Raw genomic sequence first — 15003 nt, forward strand, 5'->3', positions numbered from 1 at the left:
TGATTCAGCGCAAAAATAGACGGATATCCTTGATGCGGGCCCGGGACGGACCACGGCCGGATCGAGAAGCGCGGCGAGCGCGTCTCAGCCGGCCGTCGACGGCGGCTCGACGGACGCAGGTGCGTCTTCCGGCGAAGGCTCGGCGCGCAGGCGCACGACCGGGTGGATGCCGAGCAACGCGGCGAGCGGCGAAGCGGGTTCGACCAGTTCGCCGAGCGTGTGACGGTCGAGTTCGGCGAAGAATGCATCGCGCGCGGCCGCCAGCACGCCCTTCAGTCGGCAATGCGGCTCGATCACGCAGCCGCGCGATTCGGCGTCGGCCGAGAAGCAGCCGACCAGCGCGAAGTCGCTCTCGGTCGCACGCACGACCTGGCCGACGGTCAGTTGCAGCGATTCGGGGAACAGCCGCAGCCCGCCATTGCGGCCGCGGACGGTGTCGACCCACCCCAGCTCGCCGAGCTGCTGCACGACTTTCATCAGATGGTTCTTCGAGATGCCGTAGGCGTCCGAGATCTCCTGGATCGTAGCGAGCCCCTCGCCGCGCACGGCAAGGTACAGCATTACGCGCAGCGAATAGTCGGTGTAGTCGGTGAGTCTCATGGGCGAATACGGAAAAAATCGATCGTGCCCCGATTACGCGAGCCGGGCCGATCGGGATGCGCGCGGGGCCGGCGACGGCCCTGTTCCGCGGCCCCGGCTTGCCGCGATGGCGCGCGCGCAATAAGATGCGTGACACTTACACGTTTTTCAGGGGTGTTGGACGCTATTTTGCGTCAAAAATCGACCGGCGTCCTACTCGATGCCCGCGCCGCCCCTGTCGTTGCCTATTTCTGCCGGCCCTTTTTGCCATGACCGTCCTGCCCGCCTCGCCCGATACCGCACCGGCCCGCCCTCGCGACACCGAGCCGACCCAAGAGAACATTCGCGATCTCGTCTACGCGTTCTACGACCGCGTGCGCGCCGATCCGCTGCTCGGGCCGGTGTTCGACGCAAAGCTGGCCGGCCGCTGGGACGACCATCTGCCGAAGATGGTCACGTTCTGGTCCAGCCTCGTGCTCGGCACCAAGGGCTATCGCGGCAACGTGCAGCAGGCGCACCAGCCGCTCGACGGGATCGAGCCGGCCCATTTCAGCCGCTGGCTGTCGCTCTTCCTGAAGACCGTCGAGGCGCGCTACGCGCCGCCTGCGGCGATCCGCTTCATGGAGCCGGCGCTGCGGATCGCGCAGAGCCTCCAGTTGAGCCGGTTTGGCTGGGACTATCAGATTCCGCCCGAGCAGCAGGCGCTGCTCGACGCGATCGCGCCGCGCCGTCGCGATGCAGGCGACGATCCGCACGCGTTGCCGTCGCGCGCTCGCGGCGAGCCGTTTCCGACGAAGATCATCGGGCGCAGCAGCGATCCGGACGCGTAACGGGCAGCCGGCACGCGCGACGCTCGTGCGCATGCGGCATCGCGCCGCATGCTATCCGGACGCCGCGCTCAGCGCCGCGTATTGCCCGATTCGATCCCCCAGCGCGCGAGCGCGGCATCGTCGGCGCTGCGCGCGTCGACCCAGCGCTCGCCGTCCGGCGTGGTTTCCTTCTTCCAGAACGGCGCTTCGGTCTTCAGGTAGTCCATCACGAACTCGCACGACGCGAACGCATCGCCGCGGTGCGACGCAACCGTTGCGACCATCACGATCTGGTCGAGCGGCAGGAGCGTGCCGACGCGATGCACGATCGCGACGTCGATGCCCGGCCAGCGCCGGCCGGCCTCGGCGGCAATCTTCTCGAGCGCCTTCTCGGTCATTCCCGGATAGTGCTCGAGCGCCATCGCGGCAACCGAATCACCTTCGTTCAAGTCGCGCACCGTGCCGACGAAGCACGCGACCGCGCCGATCTTCGGGTTGCGTGCGCGCAATGCCGCGACCTCGACGTTCAGGTCGAAGTCGTCGGTCTGGATTCGTACCGTTGCCATCGCCAGCGCCTCAACCGCCCGTGACCGGCGGAAAGAACGCGACTTCGCAGCCTTCGGTGAGCCGCGTGTCGGAATCGGTCATCTCGTGGTTGCACGCCATGCGCAGTGCGCGCCCTTCGGCGAGCGTCTCGGCCCACGCCCCGCCGCGCACGCGCAGCCACGCGCGCACGTCGCCCACGGTCGTGACGCTGTCCGGCACGTCGGCCTGCTCGTCGGCGACACCCAGGGCCTCGCGCACGCTTGCAAAAAATTTCAGTTGAATCTTCATGGTTCGGGAAGCCGTCGCGTTACGACAGCAGTTCGGAAAACGGAATGAAACGCACGGTCTCGCCAGCGCTGATCGCGTGCTGCGGCGGGTTGTCGATGAGGCCGTCGCCCCACACCGTCGACGTCAGCACCGCCGAGCTCTGGTTCGGGAACAGATCGAGGCCGCCGGCCGCGTTGACGCGCGCACGCAGGAATTCGTTGCGCCGGTCGCCCTTGTTTTGCGAAAAGTCGGCGCGCAGCGACAGCGCGCGCGGCGAGACGTCGCGCACGCCGGACAGGCGCAGCAGGAACGGCCGCACGAACAGCAGGAACGTGACGAAGCTCGACACCGGGTTGCCGGGTAGCCCGATGAAGTGCGCGTCGGGGCGATCGTCGCCGCGGCGCACCGCGCCGTACGCAAGCGGCTTGCCGGGCTTCATCGCGATCTGCCAAAGCGAGAGCCGCCCTTCGGCCTCGACGGCCGGCTTCACGTGGTCCTCGTCACCGACCGACACGCCGCCGCTCGTCAGGATCACGTCGTGATCGCGCGCGGCCGCGCGCAGCGTGTCGCGGGTCGCGGCGAGCGAATCGGGCACGATCCCGTAGTCGGTCACGTGGCAGCCGAGCCGCTCCAGCAGCCCGCGCAGCGTGAACCGGTTCGAGTTGTAGATCGCGCCGGGTTTCAGCGGCTCACCCGGCATCGTCAGTTCATCGCCGGTGAAGAAAACCGCGACGCGAATCCGCCGCGCAACCGGCAGTTGCGCGCAGCCGACAGACGCGGCCAGACCGAGCGCCTGCGGCGTGAGCCGCGTGCCGGCCGGCAGGATCACCGAGCCCTGCCGGATATCCGCGCCCTGCGCGGTGATCCATTCACCGGCCTTCGGCGTGTGCAGGATCTCGACCGCATCGCCGTCCGCCGACGTCTGTTCCTGCATCACGACGGCGTCGGCACCGGGCGGCACCGTCGCGCCGGTGAAGATCCGCGCGGCCGTGCCGACTGCGAGCGGCGCGGCCGGATGACCGGCCGGAATGCGCTGCGAAACCGGCAGGCGCCGCTCGCCATGCAGCAGGTCGGCGACGCGCACCGCATAGCCGTCCATCGCGCTCGTATGCATCGGCGGCACGTCGAGCGGCGAACTCACGTCGGCCGCCAGCACGCGGCCGAGCGCGTCGAGCGTGGCGACGGTTTCGGCGCCGGGCAACGGCTTCGCGGCATCGAGCAGCGCGGCGAGCGCCTCGGCGGTCGACAGCATCGGCGCACGCGGCGCCGCGGGATTCGGGTTCGACATCGATGGAATCGGGGATCGTTGGATTCAATACATCATTGTAGCGACGCCGTCGCGCAGGCGCGCGATATGGCCGACATGCGGAAACTGTGATCGGCACGAACGCACCGGTCTGACACTTGTTTCGTACGAATTGCGACGACCGCCGCTTGGCGGCTGCCAAACGAAACGGCCGGAATCCCGATCCGTTCGACGAATCGGCGTTCCGGCCGTCCTGCGCAGCCGGGCCCGCGGCCCGGCCATGCGTCATGCACCCGTATGGGCGGCGATGAAGTCCTTCACCTGCTGCGCATCGGCCTTCACGACTTCGAAGCGCTGCGGCAGCGCCTCGAGCCCGTCGAATGCGGCCGGACGCTCGGCTTCGCGATCGAGTGCTTCGCGAATCGTCTCGCCGAACTTGATCGGCTGCGCCGTCTCGAGCACGACCATCGGCACGCCCGCGTCGAGATGCTCACGCGCGACCTTCACGCCGTCGGCCGTGTGCGTATCGATCATCGTGTCGTAGCGCGAGAACACGTCGCGGATCGTCGCGATGCGGTCCGTGTGGCTGCTGCGGCCCGACACGAAACCGAACTCGGCGACGCGCGCGAAATCGCCGCTTGCCGCGAGATCGAAACCGCCCTTCTCCTCGACGTCGCGGAACAGCTGCATCACGCGCGCCGGATCGCGGCCGAGCAGATCGAACACGAAGCGCTCGAAGTTCGACGCCTTCGAGATGTCCATGCTCGGGCTGCTGGTGTGATAGGTGTTCTCTGCACTGCGCACGCGATACGCGCCCGTGCGGAAGAACTCGTCGAGCACGTCGTTCTCGTTGGTCGCGACCACGAGCTTCGCGATCGGCAGCCCCATCATCCGCGCGATGTGACCCGCGCAGACATTGCCGAAGTTGCCCGACGGCACCGTGAACGACACGCGCTCGTCATTCGACCGGGTGGCCGCGAAGTAACCCTTGAAGTAGTACACGACCTGCGCGACGACGCGTGCCCAGTTGATCGAGTTGACCGTGCCGATCTTCTGCTGCGCCTTGAACGCGTGATCGTTCGATACGGCCTTCACGATGTCCTGGCAATCGTCGAACACGCCTTCGACCGCGAGGTTGAAGATGTTCGGATCCTGCAGGCTGAACATCTGCGCCGTCTGGAACGCACTCATCTTCTTGTGCGGCGACAGCATGAACACGCGCACGCCGGCCTTGCCGCGCATTGCGTACTCGGCTGCACTGCCCGTGTCGCCGGACGTCGCACCGAGAATGTTCAGCGTCTGCCCGTGCTTCGCGAGCGTGTACTCGAACAGGTTGCCGAGCAACTGCATCGCCATGTCCTTGAACGCGAGCGTCGGGCCGTTCGACAGTTCGAGCAGCGAGATCGGCGCGCCGTTCTCGGTGCCGAGCGTCTTCAGCGGCGTGATGTCGGACGCGTTCTCGCCATGGCGCGTGTTGCGGTACACGTCGGCCGTGTAGGTTCGGCGCGTGAGCGCGCGCAGGTCGTCGGCCGGCACGTCGTCGCAGAACTTCGACAGGATCTCGAACGCGAGATCCGCGTACGGCAGCGCGCGCCAGCGCGCGAGCTCGTCGGCGGACACCTTCGGATATTCCGCCGGCAGGTAGAGCCCGCCGTCCTTCGCGAGACCGCCGAGCAGGATGTCGGAGAACGTGTGGCGCTCGCCGATGCCGGCGCCGCGCGTGGAGATGTAGTTCATGTCGTCCTCAGCTCAGTTCAGCGCTTCCATGCGCAGCTTCGTCACCTTCGACACGACCGTCGCGAGGCTCTCGATTTGCGCGATCGCCGCATTGACGTTCTTCTCGACCGTTTCGTGCGTGATCAGGATGATGTCGGTTTCGCCGTTCGCACCGTCGACCTGCTCCGACTCCTTCTGCAGCAACGCGTCGATCGAGATGCCCGATTCGGCGAGGATGCGCGTGATGGCGGCGAGCACGCCGGTCTGGTCGGCAACGCGCAGGCGCAGGTAATAGCCGCTCGTCACTTCCTCGATCGGCAAGATCGGCGTGTTCGACAGGCTGTCCGGCTGGAACGCGAGATGCGGCACGCGATGCTCCGGGTCAGCCGTGTGCAGGCGCGTGACGTCGACGAGATCCGCGACCACGGCCGATGCGGTCGGCTCCGCGCCCGCGCCCTTGCCGTAGTACAGCGTCGTGCCGACCGCGTCGCCGTGCACGACGACCGCGTTCATCGCGCCTTCGACGTTCGCGAGCAGGCGCTTTTCCGGGATCAGCGTCGGGTGCACGCGCAGCTCGATGCCGTTTTCGGCGCGGCGCGTGATGCCGAGCAGCTTGATCCGGTAGCCGAGCTCTTCCGCGTAGCGGATGTCGGTCGCGTCGAGCTTGCTGATGCCTTCGACGTACGCACGCTCGAACTGCACCGGCACGCCGAACGCGATCGCACTCATGATCGTCGCCTTGTGCGCGGCATCGACGCCTTCGATGTCGAAGGTCGGATCGGCTTCCGCGTAGCCGAGCTCCTGCGCGGCCTTCAGCGCGGTCGCGAAGTCGAGCCCGCGATCGCGCATTTCCGACAGGATGTAGTTGGTCGTGCCGTTGATGATGCCCGCGATGTACTGGATGCGGTTCGCGGTCAGGCCTTCGCGCAGGGCCTTGATGATCGGGATGCCGCCGGCGACGGCCGCCTCGAACGCGACCATCACGCCCTTCGCGCGCGCGGCCTCGAAGATCTCGGTGCCGTGCACCGCGAGCAGCGCCTTGTTGGCCGTCACGACGTGCTTGCCGTTCGCGATCGCGCGCAGCACGAGCTCGCGCGCGATGCCCGTGCCGCCGATCATCTCGGCGATGATCGCGATCGACGGATCATCGACGACCGAATTGAAATCGTCGGTGATCTGCGCGGCGCCGGCGTCGCCGCCGAGCGCTGCCAGCGCCTTGGCCGGGTTGCGCACCGCAATGCGCGTCACCTCGATGCCGCGCCCCGCGCGTCGCTTGATTTCTTCCTGGTTGCGGCCCAGCACCGTGAAGGTGCCGCTGCCCACCGTGCCGAAGCCCAACAGGCCAACTTTGATCGGTTCCATGCTGCGTGTGATCGAATGAGTAAGAATGAGTGAGTGCCGGGTGGCCGTGCCGCTCAGGCCGAATGGCGCTTGCGGTAGCCGTCGAGGAAGCGTGCGATCCGGTTGATCGAATCGGTCAGGTCGTCGAGGTTCGGCAGGAAGACCACGCGGAAGTGGTCCGGCGTCGTCCAGTTGAAGCCTGTGCCCTGCACGAGCAATACGCGCTCCTCGAGCAGCAGGTCGAGAATGAACTGCTGGTCGTTCTGGATCGGATAAAGCTTCGGGTCGAGGCGCGGGAACATGTACAGCGCGGCCTGCGGCTTCACGCAGGTCACGCCCGGGATCGACGTGAGCATGTCGTACGCGAGTTCGCGCTGCTTGTACAGGCGCCCGCTCGGCACGATCAGCTCGTTGATGCTCTGGTAGCCGCCGAGCGCCGTCTGGATCGCGAACTGCCCGGGCACGTTCGCGCACAGGCGCATCGACGACAGGATGCCGAGCCCTTCGAGATAATCCTTCGCGTGCCGGCGGTTGTCGCCGCCGAGGCCCGACACGGCCATCCAGCCCGCGCGGTAGCCGCACGAGCGATAGCTCTTCGACAGGCTGTTGAACGTGACGGTGATCACGTCCTCCGACAGCGAACCCAGCGCCGTGTGCTCGAGGCCGTCGTAGACGATCTTGTCGTACACCTCGTCGGCGAACACGATCAGCCCGTGCTGGCGCGCGATCTCGAGCAGCTCGAGCAGCAATTCGTCCGAATAAAGCGCACCCGTCGGGTTGTTCGGGTTGATCACGACGATCGCCTTCGTGTTCGGCGTGATCTTGCGGCGGATGTCGTCGAGATCGGGCATCCACGCGTTCTGTTCGTCGCAGATGTAATGCACCGGCGTGCCGCCCGACAGGCTGACCGCCGCCGTCCACAGCGGGTAGTCGGGCGCGGGCAGCAGCACTTCGTCGCCGTCGTTCAGGAGCGCCTGGGTCGCCATCACGATCAGCTCGGATGCGCCGTTGCCGATGTAGATGTCGTCGAGCCCGACACCCACGACGCCCTTTTCCTGCGTGTAGTGCATCACGGCCTTGCGCGCCGAGAACACACCCTTCGAATCCGAATAGCCGGACGATGTCGGCAGGTTGCGGATCATGTCCTGGATGATCTCGTCCGGCGCGTCGAAACCGAACGGCGCGAGGTTGCCGATATTCAGCTTGATGATGCGGTGGCCTTCTTCCTCGAGGCGCTTCGCGTGCTCGAGCACCGGGCCACGGATGTCGTAGCAGACGTTGAGCAGCTTGTTCGACTTCTGAATCGGTTTCACGACGACACGGTTCCTGGGTTGGCCTTGCGGCCGGGGGACGGGATCAAAACTGGAAAGCGGCCGGTCTGTGCGCGCTGTCTAGACTGGGGAAAAAGCGGGCGGTCGGGCGCGGCTTGTGGCGACGCGCGACGCAATTGGCGCCCGGGGGCGACCAAAAAGTTATAATTTAGCGGATTTTGGCTGACTTTCGCAATGCACCATAGCCGCGCCGGGCCCGCGCCTTCAGGCGGCCCGCGTGCTCGGGCAAGCGAAACCGGCCATCCGGGCCCGTGTGGCCCTGCGATACATTCCCCTACGGAAACCGCGGAATACCGATTTGAAACTGCACCAGGATACGAGCGGCGCGCTCAACACCGTCACCGGCTACGGCCCCGATTATGTCGACGTCAATCTCGAACGCCATGAAACGAGCGTCATCGTGCTGCCCGGCGCGCCGGTCCAGGCATGGCCCGTGTCGTCGTTCGACGCGCTCGCGCCCGAGCATTTCGCGATGCTGCTCGACCCGACACCCGAACTCGTGATCTTCGGCAGCGGCGCGCGGCTGCGCTTCCCGCACCCGCGGCTCGTCGCGGCGCTCACGGCGAAGCGGATCGGCGTCGAGACGATGGATTTCCAGGCCGCCTGCCGCACCTACAACATCCTGATGGCCGAGGGCCGCAAAGTCGCCGCCGCGCTCTTAATTGAACGTTAATCCCCGATGCGGTAAAACTCGGGCCGGCGCAGCGGGTCGATCCCCCGGATCGACCCGGCCAGGCCGCCCGCCCCCGGCGCAACCCGCCGGCGGCCCGTCACAATAACCAACAGGCTGAAAATCCATGAACGATACGCCGTCGAGGCTACCGCTCAATCGCATCACGCTCGTCCTCCTCTTCGTCGCACTCGCGATCGTCTGGTTCGCGCCGCTCGGGCTGCGCCACCTGATCCCGAGCGACGAGGGCCGCTACGCGGAAATGGCGCGTGAGATGTTCGTCACCGGCGACTGGATCACGCCGCGCTACAACGGCTACAAGTATTTCGAGAAGCCGCCGCTACAGACCTGGCTGAACGCGCTCACGTTCGCGTGGTTCGGCATCGGCGAATGGCAGGCGCGCCTCTATACGGCCGTCGCGAGCTTCGCGGGCATCCTGCTGGTCGGCTACACCGGCGCGCGCCTGTTCAACCCGCTGTCGGGCTTCCTCGCCGCCGTCGTGCTCGCGTCGTCGCCATACTGGAACCTGATGGGCCACTTCAACGCGCTCGACATGGGGCTCGCGTTCTGGATGTCGCTGTCGCTGTGCTCGCTGCTGCTCGCGCAGCGGCCCGGGCTGCGCCCGGCCGCGGCGCGTGGCTGGATGTGGGCATGCTGGGCCGCGATGGCGTTCGCGGTTCTGTCGAAGGGCCTCGTCGGCCTGATCCTGCCCGGCGCCGTGCTCGTGCTCTACACACTGATCGCGCGCGACTGGGCGCTGTGGAAGCGCCTGTACCTGGTGAGCGGCCTCGTGATCTTCTTCGCGATCGTCACCCCGTGGTTCGTGCTCGTCCAGCAGCGCAACCCCGAGTTCTTCAACTTCTTCTTCATTGTCCAGCAGTTCCGCCGGTACCTGACCCCGGAACAGAACCGCCCTGGCCCGCTCTACTACTTCGTGCCCGTGCTGCTGGTCGGCTTCCTGCCGTGGCTGTCGGTCGCGTGGCAGAGCATTCGCCATGCGCTGCGGATGCCGCGTCAGCCGAACGGCTTCTCGCCGATGCTCGTGCTGCTGATCTGGAGCGCATTCATCTTCCTGTTCTTCAGCGCGTCGCATTCCAAGCTGATCTCGTACGTGCTGCCGGTCGCGCCGGCGCTCGCGCTGATCATCGGCGCGTACCTGCCGCTGATGAGCGCCGACCGGTTCCGCCGCCACCTGCTCGGCTATCTCGTGTTCCTCGTCGTCGCGGCGTTCGGGATCATCTTCCTTGCGTACCAGGGCGACGCACGCACGCCGAACGCGCTGTACCGCGCGTTCCAGATGTGGCTGTACGCGGGCCTCGCGGTCGCAGCCGTGCTGACGCTCGCGGCCGCATGGCTGAACCGCCGCACGGGCGTGGCTGCCGCGCTCGCCGCATTCGGCGCCGCCTGGCTCGCGTTCGGCACGATCGGCGGCACCGGTCACGACGAATTCGGCCGCTACAGCTCGGGCGCGCTCCTCGCGCCGACCGTGCGCGCCGAACTGGCGAAACTGCCGGCCGACACGCCGTTCTACTCGATCGAGATGCTCGATCACACGTTCCCGTTCTATATGGGCCACACGACGATCATGGTCCAGCGCCAGGACGAGCTCGCGTTCGGGATCTCGATGGAGCCGAACAAGTGGATTCCGACCGTCGACGAGTGGATCGCGCGCTGGAAGCAGGAAACCCATGCGCTCGCGATCATGCCGCCCGGACAGTACGACACCCTGGTCAAGCAAGGCGTGCCGATGCGCGTGATTGCACGCGACAACCGCCGCGTGATCGTCGAGAAACCGCAATCGTAAGGACGCCCGCTGCATGAATCCCGTTTCGTTCGTCTGCATCATCACCGGCGTGATGCTCAACGCCTGTGCGCAACTTCTGCTGAAAGCCGGCGTCAACGCCGTTGGACACTTCGAATTCAGCCGTGCGAACATCATCCCGGTCGGCCTGAAGATCGCGACCCAATTGCCGATCATCGGCGGCCTCGGCTGCTACGTGCTGAGCGTCGTGGTCTGGATCGTCGGGCTGTCGCGGGTCGACGTGTCGATCGCGTACCCGATGCTGTCGCTCGGCTACGTCGTCAACGCGTTCGCGGCCTGGTACCTGTTCGGCGAAGTGCTGTCGGTCCAGCGGCTCGTCGGCATCGGCATCATCCTGATCGGCGTGCTCGTGCTCGCGCGCAGCTGAGCACGTCCGCGGCGTTAAGCGTCCGCCTACAAAAAATCACGGTGCGAATCGGCCAACCGGTGTTTAATGCCGGTTTCGGACGGATCGCCCGACCCTTTTATTACACGCCATTACAGGCCAAAGCGCACATGAGCCAGACTACCGCTCCGTTTCTGCCGTTCACTCGCCCCGAGATCGATGAGGAAACCATCCAGGGCGTCGTCGACGTACTGCGCTCGGGCTGGATCACCACCGGCCCGCAGTGCCAGAAATTCGAAGCGGCGCTGTCCGAGTACTGCGGCGGCCGTCCGGTCCGCGCGTTCAATTCGGGCACCTGCACGCTCGAGATCGGCCTGCGCATCGCGGGCGTCGGCGCCGGCGACGAAGTGATCACGACGCCGGCGTCGTGGGTCTCGACCAGCAACGTGATCCTCGAGACGGGCGCGACGCCCGTGTTCGCCGACATCGATCCCGTCACGCGCAACATCGACCTCGACAAGCTCGAGCAGGCGATCACGCCGCGCACGAAGGCGATCATTCCCGTATTCCTGTCCGGCTTGCCGGTCGACATGGACCGCCTGTACGCGATCGCACGCGCACACAAGCTGCGCGTGATCGAGGACGCGGCGCAGGCGTTCGGCTCGACGTGGAACGGCAAGCGCATCGGCGCGATCGGCGACATCGTGTCGTTCAGCTTCCACGCGAACAAGAACCTGACGACGATCGAAGGCGGCGCACTCGTGCTGAACAACGAGGAAGAAGCGACGCTCGCGCAGAAGTACCGGCTGCAGGGTATCACGCGCACGGGCTTCGACGGGATGGACTGCGACGTGCTCGGCGGCAAGTACAACCTGACCGACGTCGCCGCGCGCGTCGGCCTCGGCCAGTTGCCGCACATCGAACGCTTCACCGCGCAGCGCCGCGCGCTTGCGCGTGCATACTTCGCCGAATTCGACGGCAGTGCAGCCGTGAAGCTCGGCGTCGGCCTGCCGATCGCCGAATTCGAGAACGGCAACTGGCACATGTTCCTGATCACGTTGCCGCTCGAGCGCCTGACGATCACGCGCGCCGAGTTCATGGCGCAGATGAAGGAACGCGGCATCGGCACGGGCATCCACTACCCGGCGATCCATCTTTTCACGCTGTACCGTGCACGCGGCTTCAAGGAGGGCATGTTCCCCCACGCCGAACGGTACGGCGCGTCGACCGTCACGCTGCCGCTCTTCACGCAGATGACGGAAAGCGACGTGCGTCGCGTGGTCGACGCCATCAACCAGATTTGCGAACAATACGGAAAATAAGCGTACATGAGTCACCTTGAAGCACGCGCCGGGCACCCGGGCGCCGCGAACCCGGAAGTATCGATCATCATCCCCGTGTACAACGAGGAAGATGGCCTGGCTGCGCTGTTCGCGCGGCTGTACCCGGCACTCGACGCACTCGGCACGTCGTACGAAGTGATCCTGATCAACGACGGCAGCCGCGATCGCTCGGCCGCGATGCTCGCCGATCAGTTCCACGTCCGTCCCGACACGACGCGCGTCGTGCTGCTCAACGGCAACTACGGCCAGCACATGGCGATCCTCGCCGGCTTCGCGCAGTCGCGCGGCGAGATCGTCATCACGCTCGACGCCGACCTGCAGAACCCGCCCGAGGAAATCGGCAAGCTGATCGCGAAGATGCGCGAGGGCTACGACTACGTCGGCTCGATCCGCAAGCAACGCCAGGACAGCCTGTGGCGGCGCAAGGCGTCGCAGATGATGAACCGCCTGCGCGAGCGCATCACGCGCATCAAGATGACCGACCAGGGCTGCATGCTGCGCGCGTACAGCCGCCGCATCATCGACACCATCAACGTGTGCGGCGAAGTCAACACGTTCATCCCCGCGCTCGCGTACACGTTCGCGCAGAAACCGACCGAAATCGAGGTCGCGCACGAGGAGCGCTTCGCCGGCGAGTCGAAGTACTCGCTGTACAGCCTGATCCGGCTGAACTTCGACCTCGTGACGGGCTTCTCGGTCGTACCGCTGCAGTGGCTGTCGTTCATCGGCGTGATCCTGTCGCTCGGCTCAGCTGCGCTGTTCGTGCTGCTGCTCGTGCGACGCTTCATCGTCGGCGCGGAAGTGCAAGGCGTGTTCACGCTGTTTGCCATCACGTTCTTCCTGCTCGGCGTGATCATCTTCGCGCTCGGCCTGCTCGGCGAATACGTCGGCCGCATCTACCAGCAGGTGCGTGCACGGCCTCGCTACCTGATCCAGGCCGTGCTCGAGCAGCACGACGGCGTGCCGGCGGTGCCGGCCGGCGCGAACCGCACGGGTGCCGCGCAATGAAGCCGCGCGCAGTCGTCTTCGCGTATCACAACGTCGGCGTGCGCTGCCTGCAGGTGCTGCTCGCGCGCGGCGTCGACGTCGCGCTCGTCGTCACGCACGAGGACAACCCGAACGAGAACATCTGGTTCGGCAGCGTCGCGTCCGTCGCGGCCGAGCACGGCATTCCGGTCGTCACGCCGGCCGATCCCGCCGATCCGGCGCTGCGCCGCGCGGTTTCCGACGCGCAGCCGGACTTCATCTTCTCGTTCTACTACCGGCACATGCTGCCGGTGGACCTGCTCGCGATCGCGCCGAAGGGCGCGTACAACATGCACGGGTCGCTGCTGCCGAGATACCGGGGTCGGGTACCGACCAACTGGGCGGTACTGAACGGCGAAACCGAAACCGGCGCGACGCTGCACGAGATGGCGGCGAAACCCGACGCCGGCGCGATCATCGGCCAGACCGCGGTGCCGATCCTGCCGGACGACACGGCCACGCAGGTGTTCGACAAGGTCACGGTAGCGGCCGAGCAGACGCTCTGGCGCGTGCTGCCCGCGCTGCTCGCCGGCGAGGCACCGCACCTGCCGAACGATCTCGCCACCGGCAGCTACTACGGCGGGCGCAAGCCCGAGGACGGTCGCATCGACTGGTCAAAGCCGGCCGCGCAGGTCTACAACCTGGTGCGCGCGGTCGCGCCCCCGTATCCGGGCGCGTTCACGGACGTCGACGGCACGCGTTTCGTGATCGCACGCGCGCGCCTCGCGGCGCCCGGCAGCGCGGCAGCGGCCGCCGCGTCAGATTTGCCGCCCGGCCTGCACGTAAGCGATAATGCGCTATTCGGCGTCTGCGGTGACAGCCGCGCCCTATCCATTCTCGAGCTGTGGCAGCAGCGGGACGGCGGCGAAACCGTCGTGACACCCGCGGAATTCGCGCAGTTCATTCATTCTTCCCGTCATTCATGAAAGCAAAAAAAGTCCTGATCCTGGGTGTGAACGGCTTCATCGGCCATCACCTGTCGAAGCGCATTCTTGAAACCACCGATTGGGAAGTGTTCGGCATGGACATGCAGACCGATCGACTGGGCGACCTCGTCAACCACGAGCGGATGCATTTCTTCGAAGGCGACATCACGATCAACAAGGAGTGGGTCGAGTATCACGTGAAGAAGTGCGACGTGATCCTGCCGCTCGTCGCGATCGCGACGCCGGCCACCTACGTCCAGCAGCCGCTGCGCGTGTTCGAACTCGACTTCGAGGCGAACCTGCCGATCGTGCGTTCGGCCGTCAAGTACGGCAAGCACCTCGTGTTCCCGTCGACCTCCGAGGTCTACGGCATGTGCTCGGACGAGCAGTTCGACCCGGATGCATCGGCCCTCACCTACGGCCCGATCAACAAGCCGCGCTGGATCTACGCATGCTCGAAGCAGCTGATGGACCGCGTGATCTGGGGCTACGGGATGGAAGGCCTGAACTTCACGCTGTTCCGTCCGTTCAACTGGATCGGCCCGGGCCTCGACTCGATCTACACGCCGAAGGAAGGCAGCTCGCGCGTGGTCACGCAGTTCCTCGGCCACATCGTGCGCGGCGAGAACATCAGCCTCGTCGACGGCGGCTCGCAGAAGCGCGCGTTCACCGACATCGGCGACGGCATCAGCGCGCTGATGAAGATCATCGAGAACAAGGACGGCGTCGCGTCGGGCAAGATCTACAACATCGGGAATCCGAAGAACAATTTCTCGGTTCGCGAACTCGCGCACAAGATGCTCGAACTGGCGGCGGAATTCCCCGAGTACGCCGATTCTGCCAAGCAGGTGAAGCTCGTCGAGACGACGTCCGGCGCCTACTACGGCAACGGCTACCAGGACGTGCAGAACCGCGTGCCGAAGATCGACAACACGATGCAGGAGCTCGGCTGGGCGCCGCAAGCGACGTTCGACGACGCGCTGCGCAACATCTTCGAAGCATATCGCGGCCACGTCGCCGACGCGCGCGCGCTCGTCGAACAGCAAGGCTGATCGG

General features: G+C 66.2%; 15 protein-coding genes. 8 read left to right on the plus strand and 7 right to left on the minus strand.

All coding sequences use genetic code 11. From position 1 onward, the window contains the following. Positions 1–84: 84 nt before the first annotated feature. Entirely contained in the window at positions 85–600 is a 516-nt protein-coding gene (locus C5O79_RS30455; RefSeq protein WP_122474012.1) for an Rrf2 family transcriptional regulator, read from the minus strand. Between the two features lie 248 nt (positions 601–848). Between C5O79_RS30455 and C5O79_RS30460 the strand changes: the two genes are divergently transcribed. Continuing rightward, a complete protein-coding gene (locus C5O79_RS30460; RefSeq protein WP_046545873.1) occupies positions 849–1409 on the plus strand; it encodes a group III truncated hemoglobin in 561 nt (186 codons plus the stop codon). Positions 1410–1477: 68 nt separating this feature from the next. Here the strand turns inward: C5O79_RS30460 and C5O79_RS30465 are convergent, their stop codons facing one another. From C5O79_RS30465 to C5O79_RS30490, 6 genes are all read right to left on the minus strand, one after another. Then, positions 1478–1954, minus strand: a complete 477-nt coding sequence (locus C5O79_RS30465; RefSeq protein ID WP_046545874.1) for a molybdenum cofactor biosynthesis protein MoaE — start codon at positions 1952–1954, stop codon at positions 1478–1480. A gap of 10 nt (positions 1955–1964) precedes the next feature. Further along, complete coding sequence (moaD, locus tag C5O79_RS30470) at positions 1965–2222, minus strand: molybdopterin converting factor subunit 1 (RefSeq protein WP_046545875.1); 258 nt, start codon at positions 2220–2222, stop codon at positions 1965–1967. Positions 2223–2241: 19 nt separating this feature from the next. Continuing rightward, positions 2242–3489 (minus strand): gephyrin-like molybdotransferase Glp, encoded by a 1248-nt coding sequence (gene glp / locus C5O79_RS30475; RefSeq protein WP_122474013.1) that lies wholly within the window; start codon positions 3487–3489, stop codon positions 2242–2244. A 243-nt stretch (positions 3490–3732) separates the two neighbouring features. Next, entirely contained in the window at positions 3733–5184 is a 1452-nt protein-coding gene (thrC, locus tag C5O79_RS30480; protein WP_047850776.1) for a threonine synthase, read from the minus strand. A gap of 12 nt (positions 5185–5196) precedes the next feature. Next, complete coding sequence (locus C5O79_RS30485; protein WP_046545878.1) at positions 5197–6525, minus strand: homoserine dehydrogenase; 1329 nt, start codon at positions 6523–6525, stop codon at positions 5197–5199. A 53-nt stretch (positions 6526–6578) separates the two neighbouring features. Next, on the minus strand, positions 6579–7817 hold the full coding sequence (locus C5O79_RS30490) for a pyridoxal phosphate-dependent aminotransferase (protein ID WP_046545879.1): 1239 nt from the start codon (positions 7815–7817) through the stop codon (positions 6579–6581). Between the two features lie 316 nt (positions 7818–8133). Between C5O79_RS30490 and C5O79_RS30495 the strand changes: the two genes are divergently transcribed. The 7 genes from C5O79_RS30495 (at position 8134) to C5O79_RS30525 (ending at position 14999) form a co-directional block, all read left to right on the plus strand. Then, positions 8134–8508 (plus strand): Mth938-like domain-containing protein, encoded by a 375-nt coding sequence (locus C5O79_RS30495; protein WP_012328660.1) that lies wholly within the window; start codon positions 8134–8136, stop codon positions 8506–8508. 124 nt (positions 8509–8632) lie between these two features. After that, positions 8633–10309, plus strand: coding sequence for a glycosyltransferase family 39 protein (locus C5O79_RS30500; RefSeq protein ID WP_047850774.1), 1677 nt, complete (start codon positions 8633–8635; stop codon positions 10307–10309). Positions 10310–10322: 13 nt separating this feature from the next. Beyond that, positions 10323–10694: an EamA family transporter gene (locus C5O79_RS30505; RefSeq protein ID WP_011352303.1), complete on the plus strand. Its 372-nt coding sequence runs from the start codon at positions 10323–10325 to the stop codon at positions 10692–10694. A gap of 128 nt (positions 10695–10822) precedes the next feature. Further along, positions 10823–11974 carry a DegT/DnrJ/EryC1/StrS aminotransferase family protein gene (locus C5O79_RS30510; RefSeq protein ID WP_047850773.1) on the plus strand — a complete coding sequence of 384 codons (1152 nt, stop codon included), beginning with the start codon at positions 10823–10825 and terminating at the stop codon, positions 11972–11974. Between the two features lie 6 nt (positions 11975–11980). After that, on the plus strand, positions 11981–13003 hold the full coding sequence (locus C5O79_RS30515) for a glycosyltransferase (protein ID WP_046545882.1): 1023 nt from the start codon (positions 11981–11983) through the stop codon (positions 13001–13003). Further along, a complete protein-coding gene (locus tag C5O79_RS30520; protein WP_047850772.1) occupies positions 13000–13947 on the plus strand; it encodes a formyltransferase in 948 nt (315 codons plus the stop codon). The genes C5O79_RS30515 and C5O79_RS30520 overlap by 4 nt, the downstream gene beginning before the upstream one ends. Further along, positions 13944–14999: a bifunctional UDP-4-keto-pentose/UDP-xylose synthase gene (locus tag C5O79_RS30525; protein ID WP_006482864.1), complete on the plus strand. Its 1056-nt coding sequence runs from the start codon at positions 13944–13946 to the stop codon at positions 14997–14999. Before C5O79_RS30520 ends, C5O79_RS30525 begins: the two co-directional genes overlap by 4 nt. Positions 15000–15003: the final 4 nt, after the last annotated feature.

The organism is Burkholderia sp. SRS-25, assembly GCF_004343765.1.
Taxonomy (GTDB): domain Bacteria; phylum Pseudomonadota; class Gammaproteobacteria; order Burkholderiales; family Burkholderiaceae; genus Burkholderia; species Burkholderia contaminans.

Excerpts from the sequence above, each read along its gene's own strand:
- C5O79_RS30455 (WP_122474012.1), bottom strand. The coding sequence starts at position 600 with ATGAGACTCACCGACTACACCGACTATTCGCTGCGCGTAATGCTGTAC.
- C5O79_RS30460 (WP_046545873.1), top strand. The coding sequence starts at position 849 with ATGACCGTCCTGCCCGCCTCGCCCGATACCGCACCGGCCCGCCCTCGC.
- C5O79_RS30465 (WP_046545874.1), bottom strand. The coding sequence starts at position 1,954 with ATGGCAACGGTACGAATCCAGACCGACGACTTCGACCTGAACGTCGAG.
- moaD (WP_046545875.1), bottom strand. The coding sequence starts at position 2,222 with ATGAAGATTCAACTGAAATTTTTTGCAAGCGTGCGCGAGGCCCTGGGT.
- glp (WP_122474013.1), bottom strand. The coding sequence starts at position 3,489 with ATGTCGAACCCGAATCCCGCGGCGCCGCGTGCGCCGATGCTGTCGACC.
- thrC (WP_047850776.1), bottom strand. The coding sequence starts at position 5,184 with ATGAACTACATCTCCACGCGCGGCGCCGGCATCGGCGAGCGCCACACG.
- C5O79_RS30485 (WP_046545878.1), bottom strand. The coding sequence starts at position 6,525 with ATGGAACCGATCAAAGTTGGCCTGTTGGGCTTCGGCACGGTGGGCAGC.
- C5O79_RS30500 (WP_047850774.1), top strand. The coding sequence starts at position 8,633 with ATGAACGATACGCCGTCGAGGCTACCGCTCAATCGCATCACGCTCGTC.
- C5O79_RS30505 (WP_011352303.1), top strand. The coding sequence starts at position 10,323 with ATGAATCCCGTTTCGTTCGTCTGCATCATCACCGGCGTGATGCTCAAC.
- C5O79_RS30510 (WP_047850773.1), top strand. The coding sequence starts at position 10,823 with ATGAGCCAGACTACCGCTCCGTTTCTGCCGTTCACTCGCCCCGAGATC.
- C5O79_RS30515 (WP_046545882.1), top strand. The coding sequence starts at position 11,981 with ATGAGTCACCTTGAAGCACGCGCCGGGCACCCGGGCGCCGCGAACCCG.
- C5O79_RS30520 (WP_047850772.1), top strand. The coding sequence starts at position 13,000 with ATGAAGCCGCGCGCAGTCGTCTTCGCGTATCACAACGTCGGCGTGCGC.
- C5O79_RS30525 (WP_006482864.1), top strand. The coding sequence starts at position 13,944 with ATGAAAGCAAAAAAAGTCCTGATCCTGGGTGTGAACGGCTTCATCGGC.